This window comes from Actinocatenispora thailandica, from assembly GCF_016865425.1.
Classification (GTDB): Bacteria; Actinomycetota; Actinomycetes; order Mycobacteriales; family Micromonosporaceae; genus Actinocatenispora; species Actinocatenispora thailandica.
Genome location: NZ_AP023355.1, coordinates 3,474,905 through 3,486,965 on the forward strand (window position 1 = coordinate 3,474,905; position 12,061 = coordinate 3,486,965).

Here is a 12,061-nt window from a genome sequence, read left to right on the forward strand (position 1 = left end):
GACAGCGCCTCCGCTTCGGACATCCACACGTCCACGGTGGAATGCACGTCGGCCACCGACGACGGAGCGCCGGGCTTCGCGCCGAGCCGCGTCGCGGTGTGTCTCCACGTCGCCGGGATCCGGATCAGCAGCGCGCGGCCGTTGTCCTCGGTCAGGTCGATCCCGGCGCTGGTGTCGTGCGCGGTCTGCGCGCCGTCGGTACGGCCGTTCGTACCCAGTGGAATCGACAGGTGGGGGGAGAAGGTCATCGGCACCGCGCCGTCGGGCGTCGGTTCGAGGCGTTGCGAGGTCGTCTCACCGGCACCCTGCGAGGCGTCGGACCGGGTGTTGGCGTTCCGGTCGGACGCGATGGTCTCCGGCCGGTTCGAGTCCGGGGCCGGCCCCGGCTCGGATTGCCCAGGGTGCGCCCACCGCCGACCCGCAACAGCCGCGCCCCGTCGGTGTGCAGGTACAGCTGCGTCCGCAGCTGTACCGGATGCCGACCGCGCAGCGTCACACTGAGCGCCGAGGCGTTGCTCGACAGCCCTGGCGTGTTGCCGCGCAGGACGTTCTCGCTCAACGCGTTGTCCAGCATCGCTGCGCCCGGACTGCCGGGGCCGAGCAGATCGGCCCGGGACTTCGGGTCGACCTTCGTACCGGTGTCCGGGCCGAGCGCGCGTACCGCCTGCTCCGCACCGGACCGGATCTCGGGTACGCCGTGCACCCGTTGCGGGAACGTGTGGCCGCTGAGCCCGGTCCCCTGCGGCAGCCGCGAACTCGGATTCAACTCCACCGATGCGGCATCGGCCGGGCTGGTCGTCCCCGCAGTGCCGGTCGTCCCCGCAGTGCCGGTCGTCCCCGCAGTGCCGGTCGTCCCCGCAGTGCCGGTCGTCCCCGCAGTGCCGGTCGTCCCAGAGCGGTCATCGCCGGGCTGGCCGACGTGGGTGGCCGCCGCCGCGTCCTCCGGCTGGTCGAGCCGGGTCAGGCTCAGCGGAACGTCCTCGTGCACCTCGGTGGTCGGGCCGGTGGTACTGAAGGAGGTGCCGTCTGCCATCCGCACGGTCGCCCGCGCCCTGATCCGGTGCCGGAACCGCGCCACCGGCTCGTCCGTGCCGAGGCTCAGCTCCTGTTGCCTCGTCGTGGTCTCCGACCCGCCGTGGCCGGCGGCAGCGGTTCCGCTGGTCCCGCTGGTGCCGCCGGACACCCACGGCCTGCCGTCACCGGTGATCGCCGTGGTGATCGCGTCGGAGCCGACTCCGGCGCTGGTCGTCTGCTGCCGGGACGACTCGTCCTTGCTGCTCACCGTCAGCTTCTCGGACAGCTTCACCGCGGGCAGCAGCTCGACCAGTTCCGCGTCGGCTCCCACCGACTCCACGGACAGCGTGACGCGACCCGCGCCGAGCCGCCAGAAGCCGGAGCGGTCCATCCGCAGCGACAGTCCGTGCCGTGCCATGGTGGCGGCGAAGCCACCGACGCCGGTGTCCGACAGCGCAGCGGAGATGCGGCTCAGGTTCGCTTTCACGTCCGCGCGGACGTCGGCATCGTCCAGGCCGGGCACGCCGTTCGTCGCGGCGTCGCGCAGCAGCGAGTCGAGCAGCTCCTCGCCCTGCACCTGACCGGTGACGAACCCGCCCGAGAACGGGCCGTCGCTCGGGTCCGTGCGCCACGGCGACGTCCGGTTCGGCTCCGGACCCGTCGGGTCGCCCGGAACCGGCTGCGCCGGCTGGTCCCGGACAACGGGTTGCCGCTGCGAGTCGGAGCCTTGCTGAGGGGCCGTCCCCTGCGGGCCAGGGCGTTCCTGCGGAGCCGATCGCTGCGAGTCGGAGCGTTGCTGCGGGGCCGATCGCGGCGAGTCGGAGCGTTCCTGCGGGGCCGATCGCTGCGAGTCGGAGCGTTGCTGCGGGGCCGATCGCGGCGAGCCGGAGCGTTCCTGCGGGGCCGGCCCCTGCGGTGCCGTGGATGGGGCCGGCGTCGAAGGTTCCTGCGCTACCGGCCGGTCCGAGGGCGACGACTGCCCCGGTGCGGTGGTGGCCGCGCCGGGCGGGTCGAACAGACCGAGCTCGCGGGCGACCCGCACCGGGATCCGCACCCGTACCCCGTCGGGCACGGTGACCGACTCGCCCGCGTAGCGAGCCGAGGTACGGCCGGCCCCGACGAGCCGCCGCGCCCAGTGCTGCACCCGCGGCAGCCACCCCGTTCGGCCGGACACCGCGTGCAGGTGGTGCGTGACCGCGCCCTGCACCACGATCGTCGGCTCGGTGACCGAGCGGGTGCTCTTCGCGGTGACCGCGGCCGAGCTACCGACGGTGTTGGACCAGCTGCGGCCCGCCGTGGCCTGGACGGCCCCCCGCTCCACCACCGGGCTGCCCTGCGCGGGTCCGAAGACGCTCAGTCCGGTACTGGCCGACAGGTCGGTCACCGTGGTCACCGGATCACCGAAGCTGGTCTCCTGCTCGGTGGCGGACTCCAACGCGTGCGTGGTCGAGATCGGTCCCACCGGTCGCAGGCTGGCCGGGTCGATCTCGCTCTCGACCACCACCCGCGCCAACCGGTCGGTGAACACCCCCTTGCCCTGCAGCCCGGACACGTCCCGGCCGCCGGTGAGCTGCCGACCCAGGTTCCCGGCGAGCTGGGACGGGGTGAACTCCTCCGCCATCGCGCTGGCCGGATGCTCGTCGGTGGTCAGCCCGGTCGCCTGCGCGAGGACCCGCGCGGCGCTGCTGGCCAGCTGGTCGGCGCCGAGCACCTGCTCCACCGCGTACGGTTCGGACAGCCAGCGCCGGTTGCCCTCGTTACCGGGACGCGGCAACGGAAGCCTGCCGTCGATCAACCGGTGCCGGGTGGGGTCGGCCGGATCGATCGACACCGGCGGGTCCGCGGCGACGGCGCTCTTCGAGACCGGGTTCGGCGCATCCGGTGGCGCGGTCATCCGCGCGGTCCCGCGGACGCTGCCGAGCTCGCGCCGCGCGCCCCGTACCGCCACCCGGTCGCCGCGCGCCGCCGCCGCACCCAGCACCGGCAGGCTGCCCAACAACCACTGGGCGGTCTGGTGTTTCGCGCGCGCGTCGGCGCGCAGTACGACGTCGGCGGACCACTGCTGGGCGGGGCGGTTGCTGCTGCTGGTGTGTCCGGAGGCGGCCTTCGACCCGTACGAGGACGCCGCGGTCCGGGCCTTCGAGATCTTCGCCGACGCGCTGCCGGCCAGCCGTACCGGCCCGACCGGCGACGAGGTGCTCGCCACCAGTTCGGGGCCGAGTTCGCCCTGGTTGGTTCGCGAACTGGCACCATCGAGCTTCACCGAGCCGGCGGTGCCGTTCTTGGCCTGGAGGTGCGCGTCGGTGCCGAGGAACGTCGGCCCGGTGAGGTCACCGCGAACCATCACCGTCACCGTCGACTGGCGGAAGAATCCCGGCCGCACCAGCCGGACGGGCAACCCGTTGCCGGTGATCCGGTCCATCTGGGCCAGCAACGACGCCTCGCTCAACGCCGTCCGCAGGGTGTCCAGGTTTCGTTGCGCCAGTTGCGATCCCTCGCCGGTCGCCGGGTCGGCCAGCAGGCCCCGATACTCGCTAGCCACCGATCCGACCACCTGGTCGGCGAACCGCCGCAACGGCTGCGGCCCGGTCGTCGACGCCCCTGGACCCCGGTCACCTGCATCCCGGGAGACAGCGCGATCGCGCCCGGGGCGGGGTCCAGCTGCCGGTTGGCGCCGGCCCGGTCGCTGTGCCACCCGGCCAGCTCGCGCGCGGTCGACTGGGGCAGCCGGAACCAGCCCCGTCCGGGAACGTCCACCTTGGTGCCCGCGGCGGTGTCGTGCAACGTCAGGGTGATCGGCGCCCGGTAGACGGCCGTGGCGGTGTTGGTCCGCGCCGCGCTGCTGGTCGCGTCGCCCCCGACCGTCACCGCGTGCTCCGACGAGCGGGTGAACCCGCCGACGACGGCCGCCCGCACCCTGGCCAGGCCCGCCGTCAGGCTCGGTCCGAGAGAGACGGCGACGCCGATCACCCGGGTACTGGACACCTTGTTGGTGGACGTGTTCTTGGCGTCGACCGATCGGGTCGACGTGGTACCGGTCGACCGGTCGTGCCGCACGTAACCGGCCCGGCCGGTGGCCCGCAACGACAGCGTGAAGCTGGTTCCCGGCACCTGCACGGGGCCGGCCAGCAGGTCGGGGCCGAGAGCGGCCACCCGGTCCGGGGTGGCGAACTCGCGCAGCGCCTGCCGTGCGGCCGGGTCCGGCACCTCGTCGATCGCTCGCTGCAGGGCGTTGTCGACCGGCCTGGTCGCGGGCTCCGCCGGGCTGGCCGGCACGGTGGTCGGGCTGCTGGGGTCGGTCGCCGTCCAGTCGGTACCCAACGTGGTGACATCCGACCAGGAGCGGAGGCGCAGCCGCAGCCGGGACGGCACCCGACGGTCCGAGGTCTCCTTCGGCGGCAGGCGCAGCGTCGCCCCGCCGGGGACGGTGGTGTCGAACCGGGTGGTGCTGCCGGCAACGGTGGCACTGACCTGGAAGTGCGCGTCGCCCACCACCGTACGGTCGAGCTTGCTCTGCGACACCGCGGAGCCGCTGGTCGTCTGGAAACCCTGGCTCGACGTGAAACCGCGGCTGCGTCCCAGCCGCAACCGGATGCGGGCGAAGACGCCGTGCGCACCGTCCACCGGCAGGATGGCCGCCACCTCGGTACGGTCGGTGGTCGCGGTGGAGCCGGTGGTGCCGTTGGTGGCGCCGACCGACCACGAGGTGTTTGCCAGGGTGCCCTGATTCTTCGACTCGGTGCCGGGCGTGGCCGGCGGGGCCGGTCGGCGTTGCGTGGGCCGGCTCGGCGTCGCGGCCACCGGATTCGGCACGGTGCCGGCCGGCGGCGTCGCACCGTCGGGCTTCGGGTCCGGGTGCTCGGTCCAGGTGGTCGGCGGCCGGACCGCCACGGTGAGGTCGTACTGCTTGCCGTCCTTGCCGAGCATGCTCACCGTGTAGCCGGAGCCGGCAAGGTACTGCGGCCGGTCCCGGATCAGCCGTTCGACCCGCGCGGCGACGTCATCGGGCAGGCCGTTGCTCCTCGCTTCGGCGGCGACCCGGGCACCGCCGAGGTACACCGGAATGCCGTCGCTGACCACCCGGTCCATCGATTCCGCCGGCGTGACCGTCTGCTCGTCGTCACCCTGCTCGTGCTGGTGCTGCTCGATGTTGGAGGCGGCGGTGACGGTGGGGGCCTCCTGCGGCTGCCGCGGCGGCTCGTGTCGATCTCCGGGCGAAGCCTGCTCGCTGCCGTGCCGATCGCCGGCGGCCTGCTGCTCGGCAGCGTCCTGCCGCTCGGCAGCGTCCTGCCGCTCGCCGTGCTGCTGCTCGACCTCGTCCTGCTGCTCGCCCGCCTGTTGCTCGTTCTGCTGCTCGCCGGCCTGCTGATGGGTATCGTCCTGGCCGGCACGCTGCTGCCGGCCATCGTGCTGGAGCTCGTCGTGTCCCTCGACGTCGCGCTTCTCGTCGTACCGCTCGTCATGCCGCACAGGGCCGGGCTGCTCGTCCTGGCGCTGCTCGTACTGTTCGGGCTGCTGCTCCGCGTGCTCGTGCTGGGCGTGCTCGTGCTGCTCGTGCTGGGCGTGCTCGTGCTGCTCGTGCTGCTCGTGCTGGGCGTCCTGGTGCTGCTCGTGCTGCTCGTGCTGGGCGTCCTGGTGCTGCTGGGTCGCTGCGGGCCGAGGGCCTTCCGTCGGGGTCCGCGGCGTGGGTGTGGAGTGCTCGGACGCCTTCGCAGATCGATCCTGCTGCCCGGATGGCTGCTGGTCTGGATGCTGCACCTGCGGGTTCGGTGCCGGCGGGCGCTCGATGGACGGCGAGCCGGTGAACCCGCTCGAGCCGGGCGGCGGTCCGAACGGGTCCTGTTTGGTAGCCCCGGCGGAGGGCTGAGCACCGAAGACCGGCTCCGGGGTCTCCTCGGTGACCCCGGCGTTCTGGGTCGTGGCCGCCTCCGACGGTGCCTGCTGCCCGGCCGGGCCGCTCGACGTCGAGCCGTCAGGCTGCGTTTCGTCGGGGGCCGCGTTCTGCTCGGACGCCGCAACCGGTGGCGTGCCGCCCGGCGACGTGTCCATCGGGCCGCCGTCGCCCGGCGCGTCGGGCGGCGCCATCCCGCCGGTCGACGGCTGGCCCGGTGGGGTCGAGGGTGGCGGGCTGCTCGGCGGGGCCTGGGGCGCGGCCGGGGCCGGCGGGTGCTGCCCGTCGTTGGTGGTCGGCGGGGCCGGGGGCGCTGGCGGGTGCTGGACGTTGTCGGTGGTCACCGGCACCGACCACGGAATCATCGCCTGGGGGCGGATGAAGTCCTTGAGCAGCCGGTCCACCAACTCGTCGCCGGACATGTTCTTCAACCGGTCGACCAGGGCGTCGTTGCCGCCCTGCGCCTCGATCCGGGCGATGTCCAACGCGACGCGGGTGGCCAGGCCGGGAACGATGTGCGGCCCGGCCAGGATGTTGTTGCCCAGGTGCTCGTCGTGGTCGGAGGTCCGGCCGGTGTACTCGGCCTCGTCCCGGGTCTGCGCGGCGCCGTCGATGTGCTGCATCTGCCCGGTCCCGTACGGCCCGTCCGGGTGTCGCCGGAACCGGCGTACCTGCTGGTCGAACGTGTTCGACCGGGCCGACTCGCGCGTCACGGTGTCCACGAGCCGCTGGTACTGGTCGGCGATTCCATCGTCCTGGAACGTTTGCCGGATGTCGTTGCGCAGCTCGATCATGTCGATGATGCGCTGGGCGTCGTCGGGAGTCAGCGGCCCGTTGCCGGCGCCCACCGTGGCCGACAGCTCGTCCGCGAGATCCTGCGCCCGGCCGTCCAAGTCGGTGTGATCCTGCCACAGCTGCCGGATCTGGTCCTGCGCGTCGACCATCTTGGCCTCCGGCGCGTTCGGCCGGTTGTCCGGACCGAAGAACTCCGTCCAGTCGTCCCTCCGGTACGAGAGCAGGTTCCCGTCCTGGTCGGACCGGATCGTCGGGAACTCCTGGTCCAGGAAGTCGTTGAGCATGATCCAGCCGCTGTCGGTCAGCTGGTCCATCGGCACGGCGATGCGCGCCGGACCGCTGTTGTCGCCGGTGGCGAAGCGCGTGTTGCGAAACGGGGTGTTCTTACCCTCGACGAAGAAGAAGACGAATCCGTCGTTGGCCAGGTCGTCGGTGTCGAATCCACCGGTGTTGTGGGGCGCGCTCGGATCGTCGTGCTGAAGCTTGATCTTGGATTTCATCTCGCCGGCACCGTGCGGGCCCAGGATCGTGTCGGCCCGGTCCTGGGTGGTGTAGTGGTGCAGCTCCCGGTCGTTGAGCGCGGCCTCGACCCGCTGCCGCACCTCGTCGTGCCAGGGCTGCGGCGGGCCGAGCTGGTCGCGCATGTTGTCGATGTTCAACTGGGAGTAGGCGGCGACGAACGCTCGCCCCTGCGGCAACCCCGACTGCCCCGGCCCACCCCAGAGCATGCCGTGGTCGGTCATCCACAGGTACGCGGCGGCCTCGTTGTCGTCGCTCGCCCAGTCGGCCAGCGCCGGAACGTTGTTCTCGATGTACTCCTGCTCGGGGTCCGGCGGGTTCTGCTGCAGGAGGTCCGCCGGTGGGCTGCCGTCGTCCTCCGACTCGTCCTCGTGCTCCTGGTTCGGATCGTCCTGCTGGTTCTCGACGCCATCGGTCCGCTCGTCCGGGCTCTGCTCCTCGGGGCCCTGCTCCTCGGTGCCCTGCTCCTCAGGGCCCTGCTCCTCAGGGCCCTGCTCGTCCTCGGAACTGTCGGAGTGCTGCGAGGTCGGTGGGGCCACGGAACTGGACGGCGCGCCGAAGGTCGGTGCCGGCGACGTGTTGCCCTCCGAGGCGGTGGGGTTCGAGGTGTCGTGCTCGGACCGCCGGGGCCGGCGGTACTGCCGTCGTTCGGGAGCGGTGACGCTGGCTGTGGGGCCGGGTTCGGGTTCGGGTTCGGCGTCGGTGTCGCCGGTCCCGCGTTGGCGTCGGGGTGGGGCGTCGAGTTCGAGCCGCCCGTCGGGGAGTGCGCCGACCCGGTACCGGGGTTCGGCGTGGAGTTCGACGCCGTGCCCGGGCCGGGCGTCGTGGTCGAGCCACCGGGGGCGTGGCCGCGGTCGGGACGTGCGTGGGCATGAAGTGGAAGCGCGGGTTGTCGGACGGACCGGGCAGCGTAGCCAGATCGCCGGCCTGCCCGTCCACGAACACCAGATGACCGCTGGGCAGGCGAACCACGTTGACGAGGTGACCGACGCGCGACTGACCGTTGGTGCCGGGAGGGAAGGACCAGCCGAGAATGCCGCGAGAGCCGGGCGGCAGCGTGCTCAGCGTGGCGATCGTGTCGGTGAGGTTGTCGATCGGTGGGCCGAACGTCTTGCCCATCGCCTGCTCCAGTCCGGACAGCGGCTGCGGCGTCGCCTTCGGAGTGGGTTGGGCGGGCTGGCCGTCCAGCAACCGATCGGTGTGCTGCACGGCCAGGTGACAGTTGTTGTCCTGCTGACCGAGCTTGACCGGGTTGATCCGGGCCAGGTCCGGGAACAGCGTGTCGCGGATGATGGCCAGGTCACCGCTGTGGTCGACGGTGCCGACCGGATTGTTCGTCACCACCATCGGCAGGTTCGGCCCCGGCGAGGCGGAAACGTGGTCGAGCAGTTGGACGAGGGCCCCGTCACGCTGCTGCTGCGCGCTCGCGTCGACACCGGGCGACGGGCTCGCCTGATGGGACAGGTCGACGAACCGGGTTCCGAGCGCGCTCGGTGGCGCGGTCGGTGCCGGCGGCGGCATCGCCGTCGGCGTCGAGTCCTGCGTGGCCGGCGTTGGTTGCGGCTGTTGCGATGGCCCCTGCGGTGCGGGGCCCTGCGGTACGGGGCCCTGCGGTCCGGGGCCCTGCGGTACGGGGCCCTGCTGCGGCGGGCCCTGCTGTCCGGGGCCCTGCTGCGGCGGGCCCTGCTGCGGGGCAGCGGCCTGTTCCGGTGCGGGCGGCGCCGGCCGCGCCTGCGGTACCGGTGGAGTCTGCTGCGCCGGAGACGTCGGGCCCTGCGCGGCGGTCGGGGCCGGTCGCTGCGCCGACGGCCCGGGCGATGTCTCGTCGCTCGGTGGCGCCTCCGACATCTCGATGTCGTCGTCGGTATGCGGCGCGAGCGTGGTGCTGGACTCATCCGTTGCGGGCGGCGAGCTCGGGGTGTTGCTCGCACCGGGGCCGGGCCGGGCCGGGCTCTGGCTTCCGCCGGGCGGGCGGTGGTTGCCACCGGGCGGCGCCTGGCTGGTACCTGGCGGTGTAGCAGCGTTCAGGTCGAGGTTGGCGATCCCGTCGGTGACGACGTCCACCGCATCAGGAGCCGGCGGAGTCGGCGAATCCAGGCTCAGGCTCGCCATGCCCTGAGTGACGGCATCGAGGTCCTGGGAGGTCGGTGGCGTCGGAGCGTTCAGGTCGAGGTTGGCGATCCCGTCGGTGACGGCATCCACCGCATCAGAAGTCGGCGGAGTCGGCGGAATGGACGGAGTCGGTGGAGTCGGCGAATCCAGGCTCAGGTTCGCCATGCCCTCGGTGAGCGAGTCCACGGTGGTATCCGGCGGGAGACTCGGCTGGTTGTTGGGCGTGGCGGTGTTCGGTGGCTCGGCGGGTACCGGCGACTGGTTCCCCGGCAACCCGGTGGGGGTCGCTCCCGCCGGAGTCGGCGTGCGGGCGGTCGTGCCCGAACCCGGTGCGGGCGAACGCGGTGTCGGCGAACTCGCGGCCGGCTGACCGGATGCCGGTTGGCTCGACTGGTTCGGTGTCGGGGAACCGTGCACCGGCATGCTCTGCGGACCCGGTCCGGGGCTCACCTGGTGGACGGCCGGTGGTGCGGCATCGCTCGGGCCGCCGAAGCTCTCCCGGGTCGCGGACGGCGGCGGACCCGAACCGACGGACTGACCGCTCTGCACCGGGTTGGCGAGTGGCGTGGCCGAGCTCGGGCCGGACCTGGTCGACGGCCCGCCGCCCGCGGGCACGCCGGTGGACGGCCCGTCGACGTCGCCGGGCTGCGTTCCGGCCGGATCGCTGGAACCGGGCAGCGGGCTGGTGGGCGCGCCTACCGGTGGAACGGCGGGCTCCCCGTTGCCGACCGGAGGTGGTGCCACGATCGGTGTGCCGCCCGGCGCGGCGGGAGCGACCGGCGTGGGGGCGCTCGCCACTGGGGGCGCCACCACCGGGTTCGGTGCGGGTTGCGAATCCGCCGGGTCGGCCTGTGGTGGCGTCGACACCGGTGCGACCGGATCGCCCGGACCGAAGCCGGGCAACCCTCCCGTGGCAGCCGGCGGCTGCACCGGTGGTACCGGTGCGGGTGGCGCCGGCGCCGGGCCCGGTCCGGCCGCGATCGGCTGGGGCGCAGGGCCGCCGGCGGGCTGCCCGGGACCCCCGCTCGGGCCCGGCCCGGTGGTAGGTCCGGGTACGCCCGGGCCCGTGGCGGGCCCGGGCCCCGCAGCATTCGGCCCGCTGGCCGGCCCCGGACCGGTGATGCTCGGGTCGTTGCCCGATCCGGGCGCCGGAGCCGATCCCCCAGCCGAGTTCGGGCCGCCGCTTGCGCCTGGTCCGGCACCCGGCCCGCTGCTCGCCCCGGGTCCGCTGCTCCCCCCGGGCCCACCGCCGGAACCGGGCCCGCTGCTCCCCCCAGGCCCACTGGGGGGTGGCCCACCCCTGGCACCAGGCCCGCTGTCGGCTCCGGGTCCGCTGTTGGCCCCGGGCCCGCTGCTGGCCCCGGGCCCGCTGCTGGCCCCAGGCCCGCTACTAGCCCCGGGCCCGCTGCTCGCTCCAGGCCCACTGTTCGGGACCGGCCCACCAGTGGAACCGGGACCGCTGCTGGCCCCAGGCCCACTGTTCGGGCCCGAACCACCGCCGGAACCGGGCCCACTGCTCTCCCCAGGCGCACCGCCGGAACCGGGCCCGCTACTCGTCCCGGGCCCGCCGTTCGGGGCCGAACCACCACCGGAACCAGGACCGCTGCTCGCCCCGGGTCCATGGGAGACCGGCCCGCCGCCGGACGCGCTGGTGGAACCAGAACCCCCGGCGGAACCGGGGCCGCTGGTGGAACCGGCACCGGGGATCGGCTCGCCGCCGGCGCTGTCGGGGCCGCCGCCCGAGCCGTGCCCACCGGTACCCCCTGGGCCGACCTGGGAATCGGGCCCGAGGTCCCTGGGGCCGGTCGGGTCCGGTGCGTCGTTGCCGGTGGGGCCGGCAGTCGGGGTCGGCCCGCCGGAGATGCCCCGGCCGACGTTGTTCGCGCCATGGCTGGCGTAGTGCTCGAACATCGACGAACTCGCGGTCGCCCACGGGTTGAACTGGTTGAGGTTGCCGGTCGCGGCCGAGTACAGGAACTCGCCGAGCGTCTCGCCGATCGCGCCGAGCGCGCCGCCGCCATGGGTCGAGTGCGAGAAGTGCGGGAAGTAGTGGCCGCCGACGTGGTGCACGCCGCCGGCGACGCCGCCGATCATCGCGCCGGCACCCATGTTCTGCAGGATGTCGTTGAAGTCGAAGCCGTGCCGGTTGTCCTTCATCATCTGGATGGCCTGGGCGGCCACGGCCTCGGCGCCCTCCTGCACGGCTTCCTCGGCGGCCTCCATCGCCAGCCGGGCGACGAGTTGGGCGAGGCGGCTCTGCAACTGGGAGAGCAGCGCCTCGACGATCTCCTGGCCGACCTTGATCAGGCCCGGTACCAGGGAGGCGCCGAACCCGCTGGCGAGCGCGGACGCGATCTCCAGCACGATGGTGAAGGCGGCGACGATGATCTGCGTCTGCCCGTAGTCGATCTGCTGGTTGGCCTGGTTGGCGACGTCGGCCGCGGCCCGTGCCTTCGCCGCGGCCTGCGGGATCTGCTGGATGATCATCGGGTAGAACTGGCCGAAGGCGATGGCGGCGGGTCCGCGCAGCACCCCGTCGAGCTGGCTGCCGACCGTCTGCGTGCTGGCCGCCGTGCTTTCCAGGTCGGCGGCGAACTGTTGCAACTCCTGGCTCAGCGCCTGCAGTTCGGACGGGTCACCCTTGGGGTACTGCTCGCCCACCGTCACCAGGATGGCGTCGTACGCCCATTGCCAGTTCGGATCGTCGGGGATGTGGAAGTCGAACATGAC

The 12,061-nt window shown here is 73.3% G+C and carries 3 protein-coding genes; all 3 read right to left on the reverse strand.

Translation table 11 applies throughout. The features are described from left to right. Positions 1-244 precede the first annotated feature (244 nt). The 3 genes from Athai_RS15460 to Athai_RS15470 are packed head-to-tail and all read right to left on the reverse strand — an operon-like array spanning position 245 to position 12,058. Positions 245-3,556 carry a hypothetical protein gene (locus tag Athai_RS15460; RefSeq protein ID WP_203962121.1) on the reverse strand — a complete coding sequence of 1,104 codons (3,312 nt, stop codon included), beginning with the start codon at positions 3,554-3,556 and terminating at the stop codon, positions 245-247. After that, on the reverse strand, positions 3,460-7,758 hold the full coding sequence (locus Athai_RS15465; protein ID WP_203962122.1) for a hypothetical protein: 4,299 nt from the start codon (positions 7,756-7,758) through the stop codon (positions 3,460-3,462). Before Athai_RS15465 ends, Athai_RS15460 begins: the two co-directional genes overlap by 97 nt. After that, entirely contained in the window at positions 7,703-12,058 is a 4,356-nt protein-coding gene (locus tag Athai_RS15470) for a WXG100-like domain-containing protein (protein ID WP_203962123.1), read from the reverse strand. Before Athai_RS15470 ends, Athai_RS15465 begins: the two co-directional genes overlap by 56 nt. Positions 12,059-12,061: the final 3 nt, after the last annotated feature.

Excerpts from the sequence above, each read along its gene's own strand:
- Athai_RS15470 (WP_203962123.1), bottom strand. The coding sequence starts at position 12,058 with ATGTTCGACTTCCACATCCCCGACGATCCGAACTGGCAATGGGCGTAC.